At 59.7% G+C, this 25085-nt stretch carries 19 protein-coding genes and 1 tRNA gene; 17 read left to right on the plus strand and 3 right to left on the minus strand.

The features are described from left to right. The first annotated feature begins 101 nt into the window (after positions 1-101). The 9 genes from rimP to J0G10_RS05160 all read left to right on the plus strand — a co-directional run bounded on the left by rimP (position 102) and on the right by J0G10_RS05160 (position 9588). The gene (rimP, locus tag J0G10_RS05120; protein WP_007915250.1) at positions 102-560 is read left to right on the plus strand and encodes a ribosome maturation factor RimP; all 459 of its coding nucleotides are present in this window, start codon (positions 102-104) and stop codon (positions 558-560) included. A gap of 47 nt (positions 561-607) precedes the next feature. Further along, positions 608-2089 (plus strand): transcription termination factor NusA, encoded by a 1482-nt coding sequence (gene nusA / locus J0G10_RS05125; protein WP_093435760.1) that lies wholly within the window; start codon positions 608-610, stop codon positions 2087-2089. Between the two features lie 27 nt (positions 2090-2116). Then, positions 2117-4648, plus strand: a complete 2532-nt coding sequence (gene infB, locus J0G10_RS05130) for a translation initiation factor IF-2 (RefSeq protein WP_095049713.1) — start codon at positions 2117-2119, stop codon at positions 4646-4648. A gap of 159 nt (positions 4649-4807) precedes the next feature. Then, positions 4808-5209 carry a 30S ribosome-binding factor RbfA gene (gene rbfA / locus J0G10_RS05135; RefSeq protein WP_220557717.1) on the plus strand — a complete coding sequence of 134 codons (402 nt, stop codon included), beginning with the start codon at positions 4808-4810 and terminating at the stop codon, positions 5207-5209. A 4-nt stretch (positions 5210-5213) separates the two neighbouring features. Beyond that, positions 5214-6131, plus strand: coding sequence for a tRNA pseudouridine(55) synthase TruB (truB, locus tag J0G10_RS05140; protein ID WP_034154423.1), 918 nt, complete (start codon positions 5214-5216; stop codon positions 6129-6131). 142 nt (positions 6132-6273) lie between these two features. After that, a complete protein-coding gene (gene rpsO / locus J0G10_RS05145) occupies positions 6274-6543 on the plus strand; it encodes a 30S ribosomal protein S15 (protein ID WP_003197723.1) in 270 nt (89 codons plus the stop codon). Positions 6544-6736: 193 nt separating this feature from the next. Then, complete coding sequence (gene pnp, locus J0G10_RS05150; RefSeq protein ID WP_220557719.1) at positions 6737-8842, plus strand: polyribonucleotide nucleotidyltransferase; 2106 nt, start codon at positions 6737-6739, stop codon at positions 8840-8842. A 129-nt stretch (positions 8843-8971) separates the two neighbouring features. After that, a tRNA-Thr gene (locus J0G10_RS05155) sits at positions 8972-9047 on the plus strand. A 241-nt stretch (positions 9048-9288) separates the two neighbouring features. Next, positions 9289-9588: a DUF6388 family protein gene (locus J0G10_RS05160; RefSeq protein ID WP_220557721.1), complete on the plus strand. Its 300-nt coding sequence runs from the start codon at positions 9289-9291 to the stop codon at positions 9586-9588. 51 nt (positions 9589-9639) lie between these two features. On the opposite strand, the gene nadC is transcribed toward J0G10_RS05160, so the two are convergent. Then, complete coding sequence (gene nadC, locus J0G10_RS05165; RefSeq protein WP_220557749.1) at positions 9640-10488, minus strand: carboxylating nicotinate-nucleotide diphosphorylase; 849 nt, start codon at positions 10486-10488, stop codon at positions 9640-9642. A 370-nt stretch (positions 10489-10858) separates the two neighbouring features. On the opposite strand from nadC, the gene J0G10_RS05170 reads away from it, so the two are divergent. The 5 genes from J0G10_RS05170 to J0G10_RS05190 all read left to right on the plus strand — a co-directional run bounded on the left by J0G10_RS05170 (position 10859) and on the right by J0G10_RS05190 (position 17365). After that, the gene (locus J0G10_RS05170; protein WP_220557752.1) at positions 10859-13039 is read left to right on the plus strand and encodes a DUF1631 domain-containing protein; all 2181 of its coding nucleotides are present in this window, start codon (positions 10859-10861) and stop codon (positions 13037-13039) included. Between the two features lie 64 nt (positions 13040-13103). Next, the gene (gene ampD, locus J0G10_RS05175) at positions 13104-13664 is read left to right on the plus strand and encodes a 1,6-anhydro-N-acetylmuramyl-L-alanine amidase AmpD (RefSeq protein ID WP_007915273.1); all 561 of its coding nucleotides are present in this window, start codon (positions 13104-13106) and stop codon (positions 13662-13664) included. Further along, complete coding sequence (gene ampE, locus J0G10_RS05180; protein WP_095049718.1) at positions 13661-14500, plus strand: regulatory signaling modulator protein AmpE; 840 nt, start codon at positions 13661-13663, stop codon at positions 14498-14500. The genes ampD and ampE overlap by 4 nt, the downstream gene beginning before the upstream one ends. 198 nt (positions 14501-14698) lie before the next feature. Continuing rightward, positions 14699-16729: a methyl-accepting chemotaxis protein gene (locus J0G10_RS05185; RefSeq protein ID WP_220557754.1), complete on the plus strand. Its 2031-nt coding sequence runs from the start codon at positions 14699-14701 to the stop codon at positions 16727-16729. Positions 16730-16975: 246 nt separating this feature from the next. Next, positions 16976-17365, plus strand: a complete 390-nt coding sequence (locus J0G10_RS05190; protein ID WP_095049720.1) for a hypothetical protein — start codon at positions 16976-16978, stop codon at positions 17363-17365. Here the strand turns inward: J0G10_RS05190 and J0G10_RS05195 are convergent, their stop codons facing one another. Further along, positions 17366-18142, minus strand: coding sequence for a TatD family hydrolase (locus J0G10_RS05195; RefSeq protein ID WP_095049721.1), 777 nt, complete (start codon positions 18140-18142; stop codon positions 17366-17368). It lies immediately after the preceding gene. A gap of 3 nt (positions 18143-18145) precedes the next feature. After that, complete coding sequence (cra, locus tag J0G10_RS05200) at positions 18146-19141, minus strand: catabolite repressor/activator (protein ID WP_220557757.1); 996 nt, start codon at positions 19139-19141, stop codon at positions 18146-18148. 308 nt (positions 19142-19449) lie between these two features. Between cra and ptsP the strand changes: the two genes are divergently transcribed. Genes ptsP through J0G10_RS05215 form a run of 3 tightly spaced genes read left to right on the plus strand, consistent with a single transcriptional unit; the run spans position 19450 to position 24997 of the window. Beyond that, the gene (gene ptsP, locus J0G10_RS05205) at positions 19450-22311 is read left to right on the plus strand and encodes a phosphoenolpyruvate--protein phosphotransferase (protein ID WP_220557768.1); all 2862 of its coding nucleotides are present in this window, start codon (positions 19450-19452) and stop codon (positions 22309-22311) included. Then, a complete protein-coding gene (gene pfkB, locus J0G10_RS05210) occupies positions 22311-23252 on the plus strand; it encodes a 1-phosphofructokinase (protein WP_093435812.1) in 942 nt (313 codons plus the stop codon). The genes ptsP and pfkB overlap by 1 nt, the downstream gene beginning before the upstream one ends. A gap of 11 nt (positions 23253-23263) precedes the next feature. Continuing rightward, a complete protein-coding gene (locus tag J0G10_RS05215; RefSeq protein ID WP_095049723.1) occupies positions 23264-24997 on the plus strand; it encodes a PTS fructose-like transporter subunit IIB in 1734 nt (577 codons plus the stop codon). Positions 24998-25085 lie beyond the last annotated feature (88 nt).

Genomic DNA, 25085 nt, shown 5'->3' on the forward strand with positions numbered 1-25085 from the left:
GACACTTTCAACGCCGCTGTTCGACGGCGTTTCAAGGATGGGCGTTAAGCCCATTTTTTTATTTTGCAAAGCATGCACATATCATGCACTAGGGGGTTCAGGTGTCGAGCAAGCTAGAAGAGTTGCAGGCCTTGCTGGCCCCGGTGGTCGTGGCCCTGGGCTATGAATGCTGGGGTATCGAGTTTTCGGCTCAGGGTCGTCACTCGATGTTGCGCGTTTATATCGATAAAGAGGGTGGCGTGCTGGTGGACGATTGCGCCATTGTCAGCCGTCAGATCAGCGGTGTACTGGATGTTGAAGATCCAATTTCCGTTGAATACACCCTCGAAGTTTCCTCGCCTGGCATGGAGCGCCCACTGTTCACTCTTGAGCAGTTTGCAAAATTTGCCGGTGAACAAGTGAAGATCAAGCTGCGCTCGCCTTTTGAAGGTCGACGCAACTTTCAGGGCCTTCTGCGCGGTGTAGAAGAACAGGATGTCGTGGTGCAGGTAGACGACCATGAGTTCCTGTTGCCGATCGATATGATCGACAAGGCCAACATTATTCCCAGTTTTGACTGAGACGCGGATCCCGCGGATCCAATGGCTTGCGAAAGGCGAGGCGTACGATGAGCAAAGAAGTACTGCTGGTTGTTGAGTCGGTATCCAATGAAAAGGGCGTACCGGCAAGCGTAATTTTTGAAGCGCTGGAGCTGGCTCTGGCCACTGCTACCAAAAAGCGTTTTGAAGACGAAGTAGACCTGCGTGTGGAAATTAACCGCCACACCGGTTCTTACGAAACTTTCCGTCGCTGGACGGTCGTTGAAGAGAATGATCTCGACGATCCGGCCATCGAAACCTGGCCAACCAAGGTTGCTGAAACGCATCCTGGCGCCAAGGTTGGCGACGTCGTTGAAGAAAAGATCGAATCCATCGAGTTCGGCCGCATCGCTGCACAGACTGCCAAGCAGGTCATTGTGCAGAAAGTTCGCGAAGCCGAGCGCGCTCAAGTGGTCGACGCCTATCGCGAGCGCCTGGGAGAAATCATCTCCGGCACCGTGAAAAAAGTCACCCGCGACAACGTGATCGTCGATCTGGGTAACAACGCTGAGGCGTTGCTGGCCCGTGAAGACATCATTTCTCGCGAAACTTTCCGTGTCGGCGTGCGCCTGCGTGCGCTGCTCAAGGAAATCCGCACCGAGAACCGCGGCCCGCAGCTGATCCTGTCGCGTACCGCGCCGGAAATGCTGATCGAGCTGTTCCGCATCGAAGTGCCGGAAATTGCCGAAGGCCTGATCGAGGTAATGGCAGCGTCCCGTGATCCGGGTTCGCGCGCCAAGATCGCCGTCCGCTCCAAGGACAAACGCATCGACCCGCAGGGCGCTTGCATCGGTATGCGCGGTTCGCGCGTCCAGGCAGTGTCGGGTGAGTTGGGCGGTGAGCGTGTTGATATCGTCCTGTGGGATGACAACCCGGCTCAGTTCGTGATCAACGCCATGTCCCCGGCTGAGGTTGCGGCAATTATCGTTGACGAAGATGCCCACGCCATGGACATCGCCGTTGGCGCAGACAATCTGGCTCAGGCCATCGGTCGAGGTGGTCAGAACGTGCGTCTGGCGAGCCAGTTGACTGGCTGGACCCTGAACGTGATGACCGAATCGGACATCCAGGCTAAGCAGCAAGCAGAAACCGGCGACATCCTGCGCAACTTCATCGACGAGCTGGAAGTCGACGAAGAACTGGCTCAGGTGCTGGTAGATGAAGGCTTCACCAGCCTGGAAGAGATTGCCTACGTACCGTTGGAAGAAATGCTCAACATCGACGGCTTTGACGAGGACATCGTCAACGAGCTTCGCGCTCGTGCCAAGGATCGTTTGTTGACCAAAGCCATCGCTACTGAGGAAAAGCTGGCAGACGCCCATCCGGCCGAAGACCTGCTCTCGCTTGAGGGTATGGACAAGGATTTGGCGATGGAACTGGCGGTGCGCGGCGTAATTACCCGCGAAGACCTGGCCGAGCAGTCTATTGACGACCTGCTCGACATCGACGGCATTGACGATGATCGTGCCGGCAAGTTGATCATGGCCGCCCGAGCCCACTGGTTCGAGTAATTAGGCGCGGCCTGAGGAGAGAAGTGCATGACGCAAGTCACGGTGAAACAACTGGCCGATGAGGTCAAAACACCGGTAGAGCGCCTGTTGCAGCAGATGCGTGAGGCAGGTCTGCCGCACACCGCCGCCGAAGAAAATGTGACTGACAGTGAGAAGCAGTCCCTGCTGACTCACTTGAAAAGCAGCCACAAGGCGAAAGTGGAAGAACCACGCAAGATCACGCTGCAGCGTAAAACCACCAGCACCCTGCGTGTGGCTGGTAGCAAAAGCATCAGCGTAGAAGTTCGCAAAAAGAAAGTTTTCGTACAGCGTAGCCCGGAAGAAATCGAAGCCGAACGCAAGCGTGAACTGGATGAGCGTCGCGCAGTAGAAAATGCTGCTCGTCAGAAGGCTGAAGAAGAAGCCAAGCAGCGCGCCGAAGAAGAAGCGCGTCGCCAGCCTGCTGCTGCGCAGACCGCTACCAGCGACGCCGTTGCGGCGCCGGCTGCAGCTGCCGAACCTGTTCGCGAAAGCGCGCCGGTGGTTGCCGCTGCTCCAGCTCCGTCTGCTGAAGTTCGTAACAAGCAGAACGAACAGCGCCGTCCGGACAAACCACGTGCTGACGACAACAATCGTCGCAGCGGTGGTGGTGATGGCGAGCGCAAAAACGCTCCGCATCGCGCATCGGTCAAAGAAAAAGCGCCGGCTCCACGTGTGGCGCCACGCACTACCGACGAAGAAAGTGATGGCTTCCGTCGCGGTGGTCGCGGCAAGGCCAAGCTGAAAAAGCGCAACGCCCACGGTTTCCAGAGCCCTACCGGCCCTGTCGTGCGTGACGTGCAGATCGGCGAGACCATCACTGTTGGCGATCTCGCCAATCAGATGTCGGTCAAGGCTGCTGAAATCATCAAGTTCATGTTCAAACTGGGTACTCCAGCGACCATCAACCAGGTACTTGATCAGGAAACTGCTCAACTGGTTGCTGAAGAGCTGGGCCACAAAGTGACCCTGGTCAGCGACACCGCCCTGGAAGATTCCCTGGCCGAGTCCCTGAAGTTTGAAGGCGAAACGTTCTCCCGTGCACCGGTCGTGACCGTAATGGGCCACGTTGACCACGGTAAAACCTCGCTGCTCGACTACATCCGTCGTGCCAAGGTAGCTGCTGGCGAAGCCGGCGGTATCACTCAGCACATCGGTGCGTACCACGTTGAAACCGAACGCGGCATGGTCACCTTCCTCGATACCCCGGGTCACGCCGCGTTTACCGCAATGCGTGCCCGTGGTGCCAAGGCGACCGACATCGTGATTCTGGTGGTTGCAGCGGACGACGGCGTGATGCCGCAGACCATTGAAGCTGTTCAGCACGCTGTAGCGGCTGGCGTTCCACTGGTTGTTGCAGTGAACAAAATCGACAAGCCGGGCGCCGATCTCGATCGCATCCGTAGCGAACTGTCGGTTCACGGCGTGACTTCTGAAGAGTGGGGCGGTGATACGCCGTTCGTACCGGTGTCGGCGAAAGTCGGTACTGGCGTGGACGAGCTGCTTGAAGCCGTTCTGCTGCAAGCTGAAGTGCTTGAACTGAAAGCGACTCCATCGGCTCCTGGCCGTGGTGTTGTGGTTGAATCGCGTCTCGACAAAGGTCGTGGCCCGGTTGCAACCGTCCTGGTTCAAGACGGTACCCTGCGCCAAGGCGACATGGTACTGGTCGGTTCGAACTATGGCCGCGTTCGCGCCATGCTCGACGAGAACGGCAAGCCAATTAAAGAAGCCGGTCCTTCCATCCCTGTCGAGATTCTCGGCCTGGACGGTACTCCGGACGCTGGCGACGAGATGAGCGTGGTTGCTGACGAGAAGAAAGCCCGCGAAGTGGCTCTGTTCCGTCAAGGCAAGTTCCGCGAAGTCAAACTGGCTCGCGCTCACGCCGGCAAGCTGGAAAACATCTTCGAAAACATGGGTCAGGCCGAGAAGAAGACGCTTAACATCGTCCTCAAATCCGACGTCCGTGGTTCGCTGGAAGCTCTGCAAGGCGCTCTGAATGGCCTGGGCAACGACGAAGTGCAAGTGCGCGTCGTCGGCGGCGGTGTCGGTGGTATCACCGAGTCCGACGCTAACCTGGCACTGGCTTCCAATGCTGTACTGTTCGGCTTCAACGTGCGTGCCGATGCTGGCGCACGGAAGATCGTCGAGCAGGAAGGTCTGGACATGCGTTACTACAACGTGATCTACGACATCATCGAAGACGTCAAGAAAGCCCTGACCGGCATGCTCGGCAGCGATGTTCGCGAGAACATCCTGGGTGTGGCCGAAGTGCGTGACGTGTTCCGTTCGCCGAAGTTTGGCGCGATCGCTGGCTGCATGGTGATCGAAGGTGTTGTGCACCGTAACCGTCCGATCCGTGTACTGCGTGAAGACATCGTTATCTTCGAAGGCGAGCTGGAATCCCTGCGCCGCTTCAAGGATGACGCTTCCGAAGTACGTGCCGGCATGGAATGCGGTATCGGCGTGAAGAGCTACAACGACGTCAAAGTCGGCGACAAGATCGAAGTCTTCGAGAAGGTTCAGGTTGCTCGCAGCCTCTAACTCGCGCACTTCAGGAGCCGTGATGGGCTGCCGTACTCAACGGTGCGGCGCATCACCCGGACTCTAAACGCAACGCCCGGTCTGGCTTTTGTCAGGCCGGGCGTTTGCCGCTTTCAGACCTTGCGGGTTTCACCGCAGGGCAGTAACAGGTAACAAATCATGGCAAAAGAATACAGCCGTACCCAACGTATCGGCGATCAGATGCAGCGTGAGCTGGCCCAACTGATCCGTCGCGAAGTCAAAGATCCACGCGTGGGTCTGGTCACCATTACCGCTGTGGAAGTCAGCCGTGACGTCGGTCACGCCAAGATTTTCATTACCGTGATGGGCCAGGACAACGCTGAAAATATCGCACAAAGCATCAAGGTGCTCAACGCCGCCGCAGGTTTCCTGCGCATGCAGCTGGCCCGTGAAATGAAGCTGCGCAGCGTGCCGCAATTGCACTTCCACTACGACGAATCCGTCGTGCGTGGCGCGCACCTGTCGGCCCTGATCGAGCGCGCCGTGGCTGAAGACAATCAGCACCTGGACGTCGCTGCACCTGAAGACACCAAGGAGTAATTCGGTGGCTCAGGTCAAACGTATCCGTCGTAACGTCAGCGGCATCATCTTGCTCGACAAACCGTTGGGGTTCACCTCCAACGCTGCGTTGCAGAAGGTCCGCTGGCTGCTCAATGCCGAGAAGGCCGGTCACACCGGTAGCCTCGACCCACTGGCCACCGGCGTCTTGCCGTTGTGCTTCGGCGAGGCCACCAAGTTCTCGCAATACCTGCTCGATTCCGACAAGGGTTATGAAACCCTGGCGCAACTGGGCAAGACCACCACCACGGCTGATGCTGAAGGTGAGGTTTTGCAGGAACGCCCGGTGACCGTTGGTCGCGCCGATGTCGAAGCGGCATTGCCGAAATTTCGCGGGCAAATCAGTCAGATACCGCCGATGTACTCGGCGCTCAAGCGTGATGGCCAACCGCTGTACAAGCTGGCTCGTGCAGGCGAAGTAGTGGAGCGCGAACCGCGTTCTGTTACTATTGCGCGCTTGGAATTACTGGCCTTCGAAGGCGATACTGCGCGTCTTGCGGTGGATTGCAGCAAGGGCACCTATATTCGCACCCTGGTGGAGGATATCGGTGAGCAACTTGGTTGTGGTGCGTACGTCGCTGAATTGCGTCGTACCCAGGCCGGGCCTTTCACCCTGGCGCAGACGGTTACCCTCGAAGAGCTGGAAGCAGTACATGCCGAAGGCGGCAACGAAGCGGTTGATCGCTTCCTGATGCCATCGGACAGCGGCCTGCTGGATTGGCCGTTGCTGCACTTTTCGGAAGCGAGCGCGTTCTACTGGCTCAATGGCCAGCCGGTACGTGCCCCGGATGCTCCGAAGTTCGGCATGGTACGGGTACAGGATCACAATGGTCGCTTCATCGGTATCGGTGAAGTGAGCGAAGACGGGCGCATCGCGCCACGTCGTTTGATTCGGTCAGAATGACCGGAACCGGCCTGTGTAACAGCAGGTCGGCGAGTGTGGCTGTTAACAGGCACGGTCACGACTCATTTATAGATACAGGGATTTGTCCCTGGCCTGTTGAAGCTGTTTCCCTGAAACAGTTTCCTGATAAAAGGATTGCCTCATGGCTCTCGACGTTCAAGAAAAAGCTCAAATCGTTGCTGACTACCAGCAAGCTGTTGGTGACACTGGTTCGCCAGAAGTGCAAGTTGCACTGCTGACCCACAACATCAACAAACTGCAAGGTCACTTCAAGGCCAACGGTAAAGATCACCACTCCCGTCGTGGTCTGATCCGCATGGTAAACCAGCGTCGCAAGCTGCTGGACTACCTGAAAGGCAAGGACGTGAGCCGTTACAGCGCTCTGATCGCTCGCCTGGGTCTGCGTCGCTAATCAGCGATTGCGCTATGAGGTTGGTGGTCTGCAAGACGTCCGCGGTTTACCGCGGTCGCCTTGCAGGCTCCCAGCCTCAAGTTTTATCTGGATGCACGTTTTACCCCGGACAAGGGTTGGGCCGATTCCCGACATTGCCCAAGAATTCGCAAGAAACCAGTTCCCCCAAGAGCCACAAAGAAGGTAGGACACCGTGAACCCGGTAATCAAAAAATTCCAGTTCGGTCAATCGACCGTTACCCTCGAGACTGGCCGTATCGCCCGTCAGGCCTCCGGCGCAGTATTGGTCACCGTTGACGACGACGTCAGCGTATTGGTGACTGTAGTCGGTGCAAAACAAGCCGATCCGGGCAAGGGCTTCTTCCCTTTGTCCGTTCACTACCAGGAAAAGACTTACGCTGCCGGTAAGATCCCTGGCGGTTTCTTCAAGCGCGAAGGCCGTCCTTCCGAGAAAGAAACCCTGACTTCCCGACTGATCGACCGTCCGATCCGTCCACTGTTCCCTGAAGGCTTCATGAACGAAGTGCAGGTTGTCTGCACCGTCGTTTCCACCAGCAAGAAAACCGATCCGGACATCGCTGCGATGATCGGTACCTCGGCTGCCCTGGCCATCTCGGGCATTCCGTTCGACGGCCCGATCGGCGCCGCTCGTGTAGCTTTCCACGAAAGCACCGGCTACCTGCTGAACCCGACTTACGAGCAGCAAGCTGCTTCGAGCCTGGACATGGTCGTTGCCGGTACTTCCGACGCCGTACTGATGGTTGAATCGGAAGCCAAAGAGCTGACCGAAGACCAGATGCTGGGCGCGGTACTGTTTGCTCACGACGAATTCCAGGTTGTGATCAACGCTGTGAAAGAACTGGCCGCTGAAGCTGCCAAGCCAACCTGGAACTGGGCTCCGGCTCCAGAAGCCACCGAACTGCTGGGCGCTATCCGTGCCGAGTTCGGCGAAGCGATCTCCCAGGCTTACACCATCACCATCAAGGCCGACCGTTACGCTCGCCTGGGTGAGCTGAAGGAGCAAGTCGTTGCCAAGCTGTCCGGTGAAGAAGGCCAGCCTTCGTCCAGCGAAGTCAAAGCTGCTTTCGGCGAAATCGAATACCGCACCGTTCGCGAAAACATCGTAAACGGCAAGCCACGTATCGACGGTCGCGACACCAAAACCGTACGTCCGCTGAACATCGAAGTCGGCGTTCTGCCGAAGACTCACGGTTCGGCGCTGTTCACCCGTGGTGAAACTCAGGCTCTGGTCGTTGCAACACTGGGTACTGCCCGTGACGCACAACTGCTGGACACCCTGGAAGGCGAGAAAAAAGACCCGTTCATGCTGCACTACAACTTCCCTCCGTTCTCGGTGGGCGAGTGTGGTCGCATGGGTGGTGCTGGTCGTCGTGAAATCGGTCACGGCCGTCTGGCCCGTCGTTCGGTTTCGGCCATGCTGCCAGCCGCTGACGTGTTCCCGTACACCATCCGTGTAGTTTCGGAAATCACCGAATCCAACGGTTCGAGCTCGATGGCTTCCGTTTGCGGCGCTTCCCTGGCCCTGATGGATGCTGGTGTGCCGATGAAGGCGCCGGTTGCCGGTATCGCCATGGGTCTGGTTAAAGAAGGCGAGAAATTTGCCGTCCTGACCGACATCCTGGGTGACGAAGACCACCTGGGCGACATGGACTTCAAAGTAGCCGGTACCGCCAAAGGCGTTACTGCGCTGCAGATGGACATCAAGATCAAGGGCATCACCGAAGAGATCATGGAAATCGCTCTGGGCCAAGCCCTGGAAGCGCGCCTGAATATCCTCGGTCAGATGAACCAGATCATCGGTCAGTCGCGTACCGAACTGTCGGCCAACGCTCCGACCATGATCGCGATGAAAATCGACACCGACAAGATCCGTGACGTTATCGGTAAAGGTGGCGCGACCATCCGTGCGATCTGCGAAGAAACCAAGGCTTCGATCGACATCGAAGACGACGGTTCGATCAAGATCTTCGGCGAAACCAAGGAAGCGGCTGAAGCAGCACGTCAGCGCGTTCTGGGTATCACCGCTGAAGCCGAGATCGGCAAGATCTACGTCGGCAAGGTTGAGCGCATCGTCGACTTCGGCGCATTCGTCAACATCCTGCCGGGCAAGGACGGTCTGGTGCACATCTCGATGCTGAGCGACGCTCGCGTAGAGAAAGTGACCGACATCCTGAAAGAAGGCCAGGAAGTGGAAGTGCTGGTACTGGACGTGGACAACCGCGGCCGTATCAAGCTGTCCATCAAAGACGTGGCAGCGGCCAAGGCTTCGGGCGTTTAATCACCCCAAAGCGTTAGCGCAATAAAAATGCCCCGCCGTGAAAACGGCGGGGCATTTTTTTGTCTGCGAAATATCGGGACATTCTGCGAAGTTGCCGGACTTCAAGACCGGTGCTAGGTTTAGCCCATCGCCCGTGTAGCTCAGCCGGTAGAGCAGCGCACTCGTAACGCGAAGGTCGCAGGTTCGATTCCTGTCTCGGGCACCAGCTTATTCATCTCTCTCACTTATCGCCATGCGGATTTATGTTCCGCAGGTCAGCTTTTTGTGGGAGAGATGTAAAGACCCGTGTAATTCGTCATGCAAACGTCCTATATTCGGTGCCTGCATGAGCATCGCTTAGCAGTTTTCAGATGATCCCGAATGGTTCCGAAGGCCGGTCAATCCGCGTCAGAGAGATCCTTGATGATCCAGATCCATCCTCCATTCCTAAGATCAGCGAGAACGCCATGACCGAATTAACTCAAGAGCAACGTCACGAACAAGCGCTGGGAAAGTACATTCTGGACGTACCGGACCTCAAGGAAGAGATCAAGGATCTCAGTCCCGACGATCAAAAAGACCAGATCCAGTGGGCCTTCGAAGATGAAGCCGAAGCCCAGGGCTTGCAGCCGTGGGAACTGACGCTCAAGTACACGAGCACGCCGGAAGAGTTCGAGGCGCAGCGCCTCGTGCTGCACAAAGAGGCGGCCGAAGTGCTGGGTGTCGAGTGGGAAGAATACTGCGAGATGAATAATCTGGTGGTCTGAAACAAAAACGCCAGCCTCAACCGGGCTGGCGTTTTTTATTGCGTGAAACCTTCAAAGGCTCAAACGCATCGACAGATCCACCGCTTTGACATCCTTGGTCATCGCACCGATCGAGATGTAATCCACTCCAGTTTCGGCGATCGGCAGCAGCGTGCTTTCGTTGATGCCACCGCTGGCTTCCAGCTTCGCCTTGCCGCCATTCAGGCGCACGGCTTCGCGCATGTCATCCAGGCTCAACTCATCAAGCATGATGATGTCGGCGCCGGCGGTCAGTGCTTCTTTCAGCTCATCCAGACTTTCCACTTCGACTTCCACCGGTTTGCCCGGCGCAATCTTGTGCGCGGCGGCAATGGCTTGTGGAATGCCACCGCTGGCGGCGATGTGGTTTTCCTTGATCAGGAACGCGTCGTACAGACCGATGCGATGGTTATGGCAGCCACCGCAGGTCACCGCGTATTTCTGCGCCAGACGCAGGCCCGGCAGGGTTTTGCGGGTGTCGAGCAACTTGACCTGAGTAGCGCCGACGAAATCCGCCAGGTACTGCGCGCGAGTCGCCACACCCGACAGCATTTGCAAGAAGTTCAGCGCACTGCGTTCCCCGGTCAGCAGCGAACGGGCCGGCCCTTCCAGATGAAACAGCGGCTGATTGGGTTTCACCCGCTCGCCATCGACCACTTGCCAGTGCACCGCGACCCGTGGATCGAGCTGACGAAACACGGCATCGACCCACGCCGTGCCGCAGATGACGGCGGCATCGCGCGTGATAATGGTGGCTTTGGCCAGACGTTCGGCCGGGATCAGTTGCGCGGTGATGTCGCCGCTGCCGATGTCTTCGAGCAGCGCACGGCGCACGTTGGCTTCGATTTCGGCGGTCAAATCGGCGAGACGTAGATTCGGCATAACGGGCTCCACAAACAAAGTGGTTCGATTATAGGGGCATGGCGCGAGCCAACCCAAGGCGAGAACGCGCGTGCTTGCCTGCATCCGGTCGATTTTCTTTGAGCAAAACGCGCCCGGACAGGGTCATTGAGAGGGCATAGGGGAAACCCTGACGACTATGGCGCCGTGGGCAAGTTATGAAAGATAATCTGCCTTGCATTTGACGTCATAGCTTTGACGTCCTGATTGAACTGGTGGGAGCGAACCTGCTCGCGAATGCATTCTTTCAGTGACATTGCTGCGGCTGACACACCGCCATCGCGAGCAGGCTCGCTCCCACACGGGATCCGGGTTGGCTTACCCGAACGAATCACCGTTTCAGGAGGCTTGGATGCACAACGACGGGAAAGTGGTGCCTTTGCACAAGGGCGCTACCGATCAGGCGAATCACTCGCTGCTCGCCCGCCTGCCTGTGATTCTGCTTCAGGTTCGCGACAAGGCTGCCCAGCAACTGCGCCACGGCTTGCAGGAACTGTTCGATAACGCTGACGACACGCTGTTTGAAATGGCCGACCGGGCGCGCAACGACGTCGAGCAGAACATCTTCTTCGAAGCCATGCGCGACCTGCGCCTCAAGCGCAAAAACATCGAGCGTGGCTTCCTTGAGCAATTTTTCGAAGCCTTCGTCGGCCTGACGCAATACGACCCCACGCACAACACGCTGCCGCACGCCCTGATCTACGACGAACTGGCACCGCGCAGCGACGACATGGAGCGCAGCGTGGCGGTCGAGACCATGGTCGGTCGCGTGCTCAAGCGTGACGGCTTCGCCCTCGATCAACTGACCGCGCGCCTTAACGCGCTGCTCGGCAACACCCTCGACGATCAGCACAACCCGCTCGGCCCGGCGCGGCTCTGCGAGTTTTTTCTCCAGGCCGGGCGTAATCTGGGCGTGGAAATCAAGGTCAAGCTGATCCTGCTCAAACTGTTCGAGCGTTATGTCTTGGCCGACACCGAACAGCTTTACGCCGAAGCCAATCAATTGTTGCTCGCCACCGGTGTGTTGCCCGAGTTGAAAGCAGCCCCTGCACGTCGCGCAATTGATCGTGCGATCGCCAATGTGCACAGCGAGGAACGCGACGACACGCCGCCCGTCGACGAAGGCGTGCAGGAGGTTTTCGCCGCGTTGCAGCAGTTGCTCGCGCAGGTGCGCGGCAGTGTTGCGCCGACCTTGGAGTCCAGCGTCGCGGCGCAACCGATTTCCTCCCGCGACCTGCTGCGCCTGCTCTCGCACTTGCAACAGTACGTGCCGGCGCTGGCGGCTCAGGATGACTTCGATCTGCGCAATCAGCTCGAACAACTGCTGACCCGGGTCAGCGTCAGAAGCGGCAAATCGCGGATCGTCGGCGATGCGGACGAAGACGTGATCAACCTGATCGCGATGGTCTTTGACTGCATTCTTGAAGACCGTAATGTGCCGGATTCGCTCAAGGCGCTGATCGCCCGGTTGCAGATCCCGATGCTCAAGGTCGCGGTACTTGATAAGAGTTTCTTCAGCCGCAGCACCCATCCGGCGCGGCGCCTGCTCAACGAAATCGCTGCGGCGGCCATGGGCTGGGGCGATTGCGACGGTGAGGCACGCGACAGCTTGTACCTGCGTATCGAACAAGTGGTGCAGCGCCTGCTCAACGATTTCGTCGACGACCCGGCGATTTTTTCCGAGTTGCTGGCTGACTTTCTCGCCTTCACCAGCGATGAACGCCGCCGCAGCGAGCTGCTTGAACAGCGCCTGCGTGATGCTGAAGAGGGGCGGGCAAAAACCGAACTGGCGCGGCGTCGGGTCGAGCGCGCGTTGAATCAAGCGCTGCTGGGCAAGACTCTGCCGCCGACCGTGGTCACCTTCGTCCAGGACGCCTGGAGCAAAGTACTGCTGCTGACCTGTCTCAAGCATGGCGATCAGTCCGCTGAATGGCAGGCCGATGTGCAGACCATGGAGCAGCTGATCTGGAGTGTGCAGCGCCATGACGACGCTGAATCCAGCCTGCGCTTGCTGGCACTTGTGCCGGGTTTGCTCAAGGCACTGCGTGATGGTCTGAGCAGTTCGGCGTTCGATCCGTTCGCCACCAGCGAGTTTTTCAGTGAGCTGGAAGCCCTGCATGTGCGGGTGCTAGAGCGCTCCGAGCAGGCCGATCAGGCTTTGCCCATGGTCGAGGTGTCGCAACAGATCATGCTGCAAACCGCCGACGACAGCAGCATGGCGCTAACCTCGGTACGTTTGCCCCACGACGCCGCCGGTCTGCGTCAGGTCGAACAACTGCGCCTGGGCAGTTGGGTGGCGTTTCAGGAAGACGAAGACCATAGCCTGCGCTGCAAGCTGGCAGCCATCATCGAAGCCACGGGCAAGTATGTATTTGTCGATCGCACCGGGATGAAGGTGCTCGAGCGCAGCCGCGTTGCGCTGGCCTTGGAGTTCCAGCGTGGCGCGGTGCGTACGCTGGACGACACCTTGTTGTTCGATCGCGCGCTGGAGTCGGTGCTGGGCAATCTGCGACGACTCAATCGCGGCAAGTGATCGCGCGCCGGGGGCCGATCACGGCATACTGGGCGCCAACACAGTCGGCGTTGAAGGAATCGGTATGCAGTTGGATCCCGCTAGCGGGTGGTGTCACGGGGTGCAGGTCTGCCCATCGCCCAACTTCAATGAGCGCCCGGCGGGCGAAATTTCCCTGTTGGTCATCCACAACATCAGCCTGCCGCCGGCGCAGTTCGCCACGGGCAAGGTGCAGGAATTTTTCCAGAATCGTCTGGATGTCACCGAACATCCCTATTTTGCAGGGATTGCTGACCTGCGCGTCTCGGCGCACTTTCTGATTGAACGTGACGGCAAGGTCACCCAGTTTGTCTCCTGTCTTGAGCGCGCGTGGCATGCCGGCGTCTCGGTCTTCGAAGGACGGGAAACCTGTAACGATTTTTCCGTGGGCATCGAGCTCGAAGGCACCGATGATCTGCCGTTCACCGACGCGCAGTATCAGGCGTTGACGGCGTTGACCCGCCAGTTGCAAAGCGCATTTCCGGCCATCACCGGCGCCCGCATTTGTGGGCACAGCGACATAGCACCCGGGCGTAAGACCGATCCTGGCCCGGCATTCGACTGGGCGCGTTACCGCGCGGCCCTGGCACAAGAGGAAGGACAATGAGTTTTCTGGTGTTACTGCTGGCGTTGTGGATCGAGAAGTTTTCGGCCCTGCGTCATCGGGTTCAACGCGATGGCGGATGGATCCGCGAACTGAACAAACTCGAAACCAGCACGCGCCTGGCCAGACAGCCTTGGCTGGTGCTGACGATTCTGGTGCTGTTCCCGGTGGCGCTGCTGGCGTTGTTGCTATTGGTATTGGAGCCTGTGGCCTACGGCTTGCTGGCGTTGCCGGTGCATTTGCTGGTGGTGATTTACAGCCTGGGGCGCGGCGATTTGCTCGGCGGTCTCGGGCCGTTCCGTGATGCCTGGCGACGTGAGGATTTGCAAGCCGCAGCGCATGTGGCCAAGCGTGATCTGGATATTTGCGCCGACAGCGGCGAGCAGTTGCTTGAAAGCGTGCAGGGGCATCTGCTGTGGCAGGCCTATCAGAGCTTTTTTGCGGTGATCTTCTGGTATTTCGTACTTGGCCCGGTCGCGGCGTTGGCGTATCGCCTGTTGGCGCTGGCGCAGGAGCACGGCCAGAACCCGGCGCTGGTCGAGCGCGCGGCGCAACTGCGGCATGCCTTTGACTGGCTGCCGGTGCGCTTGTTGGCGGCGAGCCTGGCGCTGGTCGGCAATTTTGTCGCGGTCAGTCGGGTGATGCTGCATGAACTGCTGAACTGGAACATCAGCGCTGCGCAATTGATCAACCGGGTCGGTCTGGCGGCGGGCGAGATTCCACCTCCCGTGGTCGGGCCGGACGGCATCAACACCCTCGATTGCTTGTGGGAATTGCTGCTGCGCGCGGCGGTGTTGTGGTATGCCGGGTTTGCCTTGTGGACGGTTCTGGTTCACTGATTTCAAGAAAGATCAAAAGATCGCAGCCTGCGGCAGCTCCTACGAGGAGATCTGTGTGTCGCGGGCTGCGATGTCGTTAACCTTAAGTTACAAAACCTCCCTCCGATTTGAGCTATACAGAGATGGCGATCGATAGTGGCTATCTGCTGTCGCCCCGCGCCTGCCAATAAAAACAAGAAAAACCAAGGGAGACTTCCAGTGAAGAGCTTGCTCTATCCCGCCGTCTCGCTGATGAACCGTCTGAGCTTCGGCATGAAGTTCAGCCTGATCAGCGTGCTGTTTCTGGTGCCAATGCTGGTGACCAATTTTTATCTGGTGCGCGATTCCTATCGCGAATTCCAGGGCACTCGGGTCGAGCTGCAAAGCCTTGATCTGCTGGGCAGTAGCCTGGCCCTGCGTCGGGATCTGGAAACCCTCAATAACCTGGTACAAATCAACGTCACCCTCGGCCAGTCCGGCAAGGCCGGCAACGTCGAGGCGCAGATAACCACCCTCGAACAAGCCGTTTTGGCGCGCCTGCAAGGGCTGACGGCGATGACCGAGGATCCCGAGCAGATTCAGGTCTTCGACGGTAAACGCGATGAAATGATTGCCGCGTTCAAGGCCCAGCAAACGGAAAACTCGCTGCAAAGCAAAAGTGCGTTGATCGGCAAATTGCTCGCCAGTGCGCAGATTTTCAGCCAGATCATCACCAGCCAGGCCGGCCTGAGCCGCGACAACCAGAGCGATATCCGTCAACTCAGCGAACTGGTCACCCTGATCACGCCGACCGTCACGCAAACCCTCGGTGAAGGCCGGGCCATGGGCTCGTATTCATTGGGCCAGGGTTTTCTCAACAGTTCTTCGAGCACCCGTTTCGATGAGCTGATGGTGCAGATCGAAAAACTCCAGGCCGAGTACGCGCTTAAACTGCAGGACGCCCTCGGCTCCAGCAAAGCCGCGCGGGATACCCTCAGCACGGTGGCCGACAGCAGCAAGGCCTCGCTGAAACAGGCCAGCGAGCTGTTCGAAGAGCAGGTGGTGATGGCCGACACCCTCGATGCGCCGTGGCAGGCGTTCTACGATCAGGTCACCGTGCTGATCGACAGGACTTACCAGCTCAACGAAGCCACCCTCAAATTCCTCGACACGCAATTGCAGCAGCGTCTGGCGCAGAACCGCACACACATGGTCTTGCAGGCGGTGGCGCTGTCGGTGGTGTTCGTACTGATCTTCTATCTCTACGGCGGTTTCTACGCCTCGACCCGCACCACGCTGAAACGCCTCGGGGCGATGATGGACAAGGTCGCGGCCGGCGACATGACCGTCAACTTCAAGGCCAATAGCCGCGATGAGCTGGGCGAGTTGGGCGAAGTCTTCAATGGCACGGTGAGGAAGATTCACGACTTGATCGAGCGCGTAGGTCAGACTGTCGCTGAGGTCGAGCGCCAGGCCGGGCAGGTTGAAAACGTCTCTGCGCAAAGCAATCAGGCGGTCGCCGGGCAACGCACGCAGATCGAGCAAGTGGCGACGGCGATGAACCAGATGTCGGCGACTTCACTGGAGGTGGCACGCAGTGCGGCGGCAGCGGTGAGCAGCGCCCATAGCGTCAATGACGAGACCATCAGTGGCCGTGGCCTGGTCGAGTCGCAGCAGGGCAGCATTGCTGCGCTGGCCAGCGAAATCGACCAGTCGGTGTTGGTGATCAACCAGTTAGCCAGCGACAGCCAGGCGATCAGTCGAGTACTGGAAGTGATCAAGAGTATTGCCGAACAAACCAACCTGCTGGCGCTCAACGCCGCGATCGAAGCCGCCCGTGCTGGCGAGCAGGGGCGCGGTTTTGCTGTGGTCGCCGATGAAGTACGCACCTTGGCCAAACGCACCCAGCAATCAACTGAAGAAATCGAACAGATGATCGCCAAACTGCACGGCGGTGTCGGCGCGGCCGTGAAGGCCATGGGCGTCAGCCATCAGATGGCCAATGGCACGGTCGGGCAGTCGGAAAAGGTCCAGCAGGCGCTGGAAAACATCCTTGGTGCGGTCGGTATGATCGTCGATCAGAACCAGCAGATCGCCGCTGCGGTTGAACAGCAAACTGCGGTGGCCCACGACATCGATCAGAACATCGTCGAGATCAACCGCGCCGGCGAGCGCACGGCGCAAGGTGCGCATCAGACCGAAGATGCCAGCCGGGCGCTGTCAGCCCAGGTCGTTGAGCTTAAACAACTGATCAGCGCGTTCCGCGTCTGAGGCACGCACGAAAACTGTGGGAGCGAGCCTGCTCGCGAATGCAATCTGTCAGTGACATCTCTGTCACCTGACACACCGCCTTCGCGAGCAGGCTCGCTCCCACAGGGTTTTGGGTTTTGTCAGAACCCTTTGTAGTACTTCTTCACTTCCGACCGTAAGCCTAATCCTGTTTCCCTCCAGGCTCTGGCATTTCCCCATCAATGAGCCAGTATCCATACCCAATCGTTCGCGTAGAGGAGGTCGCTCATGTCTGCCGCAACCTTGGGGGTGCGGGGCCGTTGTGCTCATTGCCTGACCACGCTGCTGCTCAAACCCTGGCAGCTCAATGCCATCTCGATCAATGAACCGTTTACCTGCGAGCATTGCCAGAAAGCGCTGGAGCTGCGATGCCCGCAACAGATCAAACGCTTCAAGTCGCTCGACTCACTGGCGCTGCTGCGCTTCAGCGCTTCGTTGGCGGTGTGCACTGCGCTGCTGGTGGCGTTGGTGATGGAGTGGGTGGGGCTACTTAGCGTCACTGAGCAACTGAACGCGTCACTGATCACGATCTTTGTGTACTTCTTGGTCGTCCGTTACGCGCGCCAGCGTCAACACCTGACGCTGATTCTGGAGGCCGCCAAGGCGCACGCCGACTGATTACCAGCCGAATACTTGGCAGCTATTGGCGGTACTGGCCGTCGCCAGTTGTTGCGGGCTGATATTCATCAGTCCGGCCAGCGCCTCGCAGATCGCCGGCAAGTGCGCCGGACTGTTGCGCTGACCGGGAAACATGACAGGTGCCATGTCCGGTGAATCGGTTTCCAGCACAATCGAATCCAGTGGCAGTTCCGCCAGCACCCGATGCATGCGCAACGCTTGTGGCCAGGTCGGTGCGCCGCCGAGGCCCAGTTTGAAACCGAGTTTGATGTATTCCCGAGCCTCTTCACGGCTGCCGGCAAAGGCGTGGATGATCCCCGCGCGTTTGAGCTTGAAGCGCTTGAGCGTCGCAATCACCGCCGCGTGGCTGCGACGCACATGGATCAGCGCCGGTAACTGAAAGTCAGCGGCCAATTGCAGTTGCGCCTCGAACAGCGCCTGTTGCCGCTCGCGGTCGAGGGTTTCGATAAAGTAATCCAGACCGATCTCGCCCACCGCACACAACTGCCGATGACCGCGTAATCGAGTCAGCCAATCACCAAGCGCCGACAAATCCTCAGGACGATGCTGATCGAGATACACCGGGTGCAGACCGAATGCCGCGTACAAATCGACATCGCTCTGCACCAGATCCCACATCCGTTGCCAATTGCCCTCATAGACGCCCAAAACCACCATCCGCCGCACCCCGAGGGCGCGGCTTTCGGCGAGCAACGCTAAGCGATCGGCGTCGAAGTCGGGGAAGTCGAGGTGGGTGTGGCTGTCGATCAGCTCCACGGTTCAGTCCCGGTGAATACGCTGCTTGAAGGTCCGCGCGATAGCTTGCACGCCGGGCTTGTACTCCGACTGCTCGACCGCCGCCAGGGCCAGTTCCAGCGCCTTGTCGGCGATCAACTGGTGCTGCTGTGCCATGGCGTTGACCGGCAGCGGCAGGAAATCCAGTAACTGCGTATCGCCGAAGGTGCCGAGGCGCAGCGGCCGCGATTTCAGCGGGAAGTCATGCAGCGCATCGAACACGCCTTGCAGCAGCACGTAGGACGTTGTCACCAGCGCATCCGGCAAATGCCCCAGACGTTGCAGGAGTTCTTCCATCAATTGCTTGCCGCACTCACGGCTGAAGGATTCGGCGTGTTCGACCAGCACTTCGCCTTTGAAGTCGGCCAGCGCCTCTTTGAAACCGGCGGCACGTTCCTGGCTGATGCTCAGTTCCGGGCGCGCACCGAGCAGCACGATCTGCTTCGGTTGCGGATCGAGCAGGCTCTGGGTCAGGTGCAGGCTGGCTTCGCGGTCGTCACTGATCACCGAGCAGAAATGCTCGGGTTCCATGACGCGGTCGATGGCGATGATCGGCAGACCTTTGGCCTGCAACTGCCGATAACTGTCATCGCCGGCCGGAAGGCAACTGGCGACGATCAGCGCATCGCAGCGGCGCGCCTTGAATAGTTGCAGCAACTGCCGCTCGCTGTCTGGCGCATCGTCGGAGCTGGCGATCAGCAATTGATAGCCGCGCGCCCGCGCACCTTGCTCGAGCAGCTTGGCGATCCGCGCGTAACTGGGGTTTTCCAGATCCGGCAGAATAAAGCCCAGGGTGCGCGTGTGCCGGCTGCGTAGCCCGGCTGCTTGAGGGTTTGGCGTAAAGCCGTGCAGATCGACCACTGCGCGCACCCGCTCGACGGTGGCGGTGCTGATGCGTTGCTGTTCGGCCTTGCCGTTGATGACGTAGCTGGCGGTGGTCACGGACACTCCGGCCAACCGCGCGATATCACTGAGTTTCAACCCGGGATTTCCTTGTTTTTTCGAGCTTGCCGCGACATTTTCGCCAATCCTACCCGATTAGGGCAGGCGACTATTGTCGCAGCGCATCCGACAAGTTGGACTTCAAGGATGGGACATTATCGAGTAACGTGCCGATCAATCTAGATTAAACGTTTCAGCAAGCGTATTTTCTACGTTTTAGACGTCTTTGGCCGGTTCTGCCGTGAAACCGCCAAAACTGCCGCTGAAAAGCAAAGCGGTAAAGCGCCTAAGCTGCAAACCATCCAAAACAATACCTGGCACTCATACAGCGCCAAAAAGGAGATCGCATGCTCGAGCTCACTATAGAGCAGATATCCATGGGCCAATCGGCTGTGGATAAACCCGCTGCCCTGCAACTGCTCGCCAATCACCTGGTGGCCGATGGTCTGGTTGCCGACGGTTACCTCGCTGGATTGCAGGCACGGGAAGCCCAGGGCTCGACCTTTCTCGGTCAAGGTATTGCCATTCCCCACGGAACGCCGCAAACCCGTGATCAGGTATTCGCCACTGGCGTGCGCCTGATGCAGTTCCCGGAAGGCGTGGATTGGGGCGATGGCCAGATCGTTTATCTGGCCATCGGCATCGCCGCCAAATCCGACGAACACCTGCGCCTGCTGCAACTGCTGACCCGCGCCCTCGGCGAGACCGATCTGGGCCAGGCTCTGCGTCGTGCCAGTTCCCCCGAAGCGCTGCTGAAATTGCTGCAAGGCGCGCCACAGGAACTGGCGCTGGATGCGCAGATGATCGGCCTCGGCGTGTCGGCTGACGATTTCGAAGAACTGGTCTGGCGTGGTGCACGTCTGTTACGGCAGGCCGATTGTGTGAGCAACGGTTTTGCCGGTGTGTTGCAGCAGGTCGAAGCGCTGCCCCTGGGCGATGGCTTGTGGTGGCTGCACAGCGAGCAAACCGTGAAGCGTCCGGGGCTGGCGTTCGTGACGCCGGACAAACCGATGCGCTACCTCGGTCAACCGCTCAGCGGTCTGTTCTGTCTGGCCAGCCTTGGCGAGGCGCATCAGGCGTTGCTTGAACGTCTTTGCGCGTTGTTGATCGAAGGTCGCGGCCATGAGCTGGGCCGCGCCACCAGCAGCCGCAAAGTCCTTGAAGTGCTCGGCGGTGAATTGCCCGCCGACTGGCCAAGCGCACGCATTGCCCTGGCCAACGCCCATGGTTTGCATGCGCGCCCGGCAAAGATCCTTGCGCAACTGGCGAAGAGTTTTGATGGCGAAATTCGTGTGCGCATCGTCGACAGCCAGGACAGCGCCGTGTCGGTGAAGAGCCTGAGCAAGCTGCTCAGCCTCGGCGCCCGTCGCGGTCAGGTGCTGGAGTTGATCGCTGAACCAAGCGTCGCCGCTGACGCCTTGCCGGCACTCTTGGCCGCGATCGAAGAAGGCCTTGGCGAAGAGGTCGAGCCGCTGCCAGCCGTAAGCCAGCAGCGCGAGGTCATTGCCGACATCGCCGAAGTGCTGATCGCCCCGGCGTCCGGCGCTCAGTTGCAGGCGATCCCGGCAGCCCCTGGCATTGCCATCGGACCTGCGCATATTCAGGTTCAGCAAACCATCGATTACCCGCTGCGCGGCGAGTCTGCCGCCGTTGAGCGCGAACGCCTCAAGCAAGCGCTCAGCGACGTGCGCAGTGATATTCAGGGCCTGATCGAACGCAGCAAAGCCAAAGCCATCCGCGAGATCTTTATCACCCATCAGGAAATGCTCGACGACCCGGAACTCACCGATGAAGTCGACACCCGCCTCAAGCAAGGCGAAAGCGCCGAAGCAGCGTGGATGGCGGTGATCGAAGCGGCGGCCAAACAACAGGAATCGCTACAGGACGCGTTGCTCGCCGAACGGGCGGCGGACCTGCGTGACGTCGGTCGTCGCGTGCTGGCGCAACTGTGTGGCGTGCAAACTCCGAGCGAGCCTGAGCAACCGTACATTCTGGTGATGGACGAGGTCGGTCCGTCCGATGTCGCACGGCTGGATCCGGCGCGCGTGGCGGGGATTCTCACCGCGCGCGGCGGCGCCACGGCGCACAGTGCAATCGTTGCGCGTGCTCTCGGGATTCCAGCGCTGGTCGGCGCTGGCGCAGCGGTGTTGTTGCTGGCGCCGGGCACACCGTTGCTGCTCGACGGCCAACGCGGTCGCCTGCACGTCGACGCCGATGCGGCGACCCTGCAACGCGCCACCGAAGAACGCGACACCCGTGAGCAACGCTTGAAAATTGCCGCCGAACAACGCCATCAACCGGCACACACGACCGATGGTCATGCGGTCGAAGTGTTCGCCAACATCGGCGAAAGCGCCGGTGTGATCAGTGCAGTGGAGCAGGGCGCCGAAGGCATTGGCCTGCTGCGTACCGAACTGATTTTCATGGCCCACCCGCAAGCGCCGGACGAGGCCACGCAAGAAGCCGAATACCGCCGCGTTCTTGATGGTCTCGCCGGTCGACCGCTGGTGGTGCGCACGCTGGACGTCGGCGGCGACAAACCGCTGCCGTATTGGCCGATCGCCAAGGAAGAAAACCCGTTCCTCGGCGTACGCGGTATTCGCCTGACCTTGCAGCGTCCGCAGATCATGGAAGCGCAATTGCGCGCCTTGCTGCGTTCGGCGGACAACCGTCCGCTGCGGATCATGTTCCCGATGGTTGGCAGCGTCGAAGAGTGGCGTCAGGCCCGCGACATGACTGAACGTCTGCGCCTGGAAATCCCGGTTGCTGATCTGCAACTGGGGATCATGATTGAAGTGCCGTCCGCCGCTCTGCTCGCGCCGGTACTGGCCAAGGAAGTCGACTTCTTCAGTGTCGGCACCAACGACCTGACCCAGTACACACTGGCCATCGACCGTGGTCACCCGACGTTGTCGGCGCAGGCTGATGGCCTGCATCCGGCGGTGTTGCAACTGATCGACATCACCGTGCGCGCGGCCCATGCCCACGGCAAATGGGTCGGCGTCTGCGGTGAGCTGGCGGCAGATCCGCTGGCGGTGCCGGTGCTGGTCGGTCTCGGTGTCGATGAACTCAGCGTCTCCGGGCGCAGCATTGCCGAAGTCAAGGCACGCATCCGCGAACTCAGCCTGACCCAGGCGCAAACCCTTGCTCAACACGCCCTGGCCGTGGGCAGCGCGAACGAAGTGCGCGCATTAGTGGAGGCCCTGTAATGGCCAAGATTCTTACCCTGACCCTCAACCCGGCGCTCGACCTCACCGTCGAACTGCCACGCCTGGAGGCGGGTCAGGTCAATCGCAGCGACGAGATGCACACCCACGCTGCCGGCAAAGGCGTGAACGTCGCGCAAGTGCTGGCCGACCTTGGCCATCAACTGACGGTCAGCGGCTTTCTCGGTGAAGACAACCTGCAAGCGTTCGAAACCCTGTTCGCCAAGCGTGGTTTTGTCGACGCGTTTATCCGCGTGCCGGGCGAGACGCGCAGCAACATCAAAGTAGCTGAACAGAGTGGCCGCATCACCGACATCAACGGCCCTGGACCGGTGGTCGATGCCGCCGCGCAACAAGCGTTGCTCGATCGACTGGTGCAGATTGCACCGGGTCACGATGCGGTGGTGGTCGCCGGCAGTTTGCCGCGTGGCGTTACGGCGCAGTGGTTGCGTGAATTGATCGAACGGCTCAATCAACTTGGCCTGAAAGTCGCTCTCGACAGCAGCGGCGCAGCATTGCGCGAAGCTTTGAAAGCCAGTCCATGGCTGATCAAACCGAACACTGAAGAACTCGCCGACGCGCTCGGTTGCGACGTGGTTTCTCACGCGGCCGAGGCTCAGGCAGCGGCGCGCTTGCATGCGCAAGGTATCGAGCACGTGGTGATCTCCCACGGTGCTGACGGCGTGAACTGGTTCAGCGTCGGTTCGGCACTGCATGCCACGCCGCCCAAGGTCAGCGTCGCCAGCACAGTCGGTGCCGGTGATTCGTTGCTGGCCGGCATGCTCCACGGTTTGCTCAGCGCCGATACGCCCGAGCAAACCCTGCGCACGGCCACCGCAATTGCGGCGATGGCGGTGACCCAGATCGGTTTTGGCATCAACGATGCGGCGCAACTGGCGCAGCTCGAACAGGGCGTGCGCGTGCGTCCCCTGACAGAACAATAAGAGGGTTTGTCATGAAATTAGCCATTGTTACGGCTTGCCCGAACGGCATGGTCACCAGTGTGCTGTGCGCACGTTTGCTCGATGCGGCAGCGCAGCGTCAGGGCTGGAGCACCAGCGTGGAAGTGGTCGATGCGGCGCACCCGGAACGCGAGTTGTCGGCGGCGACCATTGCAGCGGCGGAGTGGGTTTTGTTGGTCGCCACAGGCGCGGTCGATATGACGCGTTTTGTCGGCAAACGGGTTTTCCAGATTGCTCCGGCGCAGGCATTGCAAGATGTCGAGGCGGTGCTGCGTCGTGGTGCTGAAGAGGCTGAGGTTTACGTCGCCAGCGCGGCAGAACCGGTTGCTGATGCGCCGCGCGCGCCACGCCTCGTCGCCATCACCGCGTGCCCGACCGGTGTAGCCCACACCTTCATGGCCGCCGAAGCCTTGCAGCAGACCGCCAAGCGTCTGGGCTACGAACTGCAGGTCGAAACCCAAGGCTCGGTGGGCGCGAAAACCCCGTTGAGCGCAGCGGCGATTGCCGAAGCAGACGTGGTGTTGCTGGCGGCGGATATCGAAGTCGCCACCGAGCGTTTTGCCGGCAAGAAGATCTATCGCTGCGGCACCGGGATCGCCTTGAAGCAGTCCGAAGCCACGCTGAAAAAAGCCTTGGCCGAAGGTGCAGTGGAAAGCGCCGCGAGTGACGGCAAGGCACCGGCCAAGCAAGAGAAAACCGGCATCTATAAACACCTGCTGACCGGCGTGTCGTTCATGTTGCCTATGGTCGTGGCCGGTGGTTTGATGATCGCGCTGTCGTTCGTCTTCGGCATCACCGCGTTCAAGGAGGAAGGCACGCTGGCGGCGGCGTTGATGCAGATCGGTGGCGAGACCGCGTTCAAGTTGATGGTGCCGTTGTTGGCCGGTTACATCGCTTATTCGATCGCCGACCGTCCGGGCCTGGCGCCGGGGATGATTGGTGGTTTGCTTGCCAGTACGCTGGGCGCCGGGTTTATCGGCGGCATCATCGCCGGGTTTATCGCCGGTTATGCGGCCAAGGCTATCAGTCGATATGTCGCCTTGCCGCAAAGTCTCGAAGCGCTGAAACCGATTCTGATCATCCCGTTGTTTGCCAGCCTGATCACCGGTCTGGTGATGATTTACGTGGTCGGTAAACCGGTCGCCGGCATGCTCGGTGCGCTCACGCATTTCCTCGACAGCATGGGTACCACCAACGCGATTCTGCTCGGTGTGCTGCTCGGTGGCATGATGTGCGTCGACCTTGGCGGGCCGATCAATAAAGCCGCGTACGCGTTCTCGGTAGGTCTGCTGGCGTCGCAGAGTTATGCACCGATGGCCGCGACCATGGCCGCAGGGATGGTGCCGCCGATTGGCCTGGGCATCGCCACATTTATTGCGCGGCGCAAATTCGCCCAGACTGAACGCGAGGCCGGCAAGGCTGCCTTCGTGCTGGGGCTGTGTTTCATCTCCGAAGGGGCGATTCCGTTTGCCGCGAAAGATCCGTTGCGGGTGATTCCGGCGAGCATCGCCGGTGGCGCGCTGACCGGTGCGTTGTCGATGTACTTCGGCTGCAAACTGATGGCGCCGCACGGTGGCTTGTTTGTGCTGGCGATTCCGAATGCGATCAACCATGCGTTGCTGTATTTGCTGGCGATTGTCGCGGGGAGCCTCTTGACCGCCGTTGTCTATGCGACGGTCAAACGCCCGGAGGCCGTTGAGCTGGCGCTGGAACCGGCGAAGGCCTGACCGACAACACAAAACCCTTGTAGGAGTGAGCCTGCTCGCGATAGCGGTCTGTCAGTGACATGAATGTTGGCAGATATACCGATATCGC

Source organism: Pseudomonas germanica (assembly GCF_019614655.1).
GTDB classification, from domain to species: Bacteria; Pseudomonadota; Gammaproteobacteria; order Pseudomonadales; family Pseudomonadaceae; genus Aquipseudomonas; species Aquipseudomonas neuropathica.

Bases quoted from the DNA above. Each gene is read 5' to 3' on its own strand.
- nusA (WP_093435760.1), top strand. From the start codon at position 608: ATGAGCAAAGAAGTACTGCTGGTTGTTGAGTCGGTATCCAATGAAAAG.
- infB (WP_095049713.1), top strand. From the start codon at position 2,117: ATGACGCAAGTCACGGTGAAACAACTGGCCGATGAGGTCAAAACACCG.
- rbfA (WP_220557717.1), top strand. From the start codon at position 4,808: ATGGCAAAAGAATACAGCCGTACCCAACGTATCGGCGATCAGATGCAG.
- rpsO (WP_003197723.1), top strand. From the start codon at position 6,274: ATGGCTCTCGACGTTCAAGAAAAAGCTCAAATCGTTGCTGACTACCAG.
- J0G10_RS05160 (WP_220557721.1), top strand. From the start codon at position 9,289: ATGACCGAATTAACTCAAGAGCAACGTCACGAACAAGCGCTGGGAAAG.
- nadC (WP_220557749.1), bottom strand. From the start codon at position 10,488: ATGCCGAATCTACGTCTCGCCGATTTGACCGCCGAAATCGAAGCCAAC.
- J0G10_RS05170 (WP_220557752.1), top strand. From the start codon at position 10,859: ATGCACAACGACGGGAAAGTGGTGCCTTTGCACAAGGGCGCTACCGAT.
- ampD (WP_007915273.1), top strand. From the start codon at position 13,104: ATGCAGTTGGATCCCGCTAGCGGGTGGTGTCACGGGGTGCAGGTCTGC.
- ampE (WP_095049718.1), top strand. From the start codon at position 13,661: ATGAGTTTTCTGGTGTTACTGCTGGCGTTGTGGATCGAGAAGTTTTCG.
- J0G10_RS05190 (WP_095049720.1), top strand. From the start codon at position 16,976: ATGTCTGCCGCAACCTTGGGGGTGCGGGGCCGTTGTGCTCATTGCCTG.
- ptsP (WP_220557768.1), top strand. From the start codon at position 19,450: ATGCTCGAGCTCACTATAGAGCAGATATCCATGGGCCAATCGGCTGTG.
- pfkB (WP_093435812.1), top strand. From the start codon at position 22,311: ATGGCCAAGATTCTTACCCTGACCCTCAACCCGGCGCTCGACCTCACC.
- J0G10_RS05215 (WP_095049723.1), top strand. From the start codon at position 23,264: ATGAAATTAGCCATTGTTACGGCTTGCCCGAACGGCATGGTCACCAGT.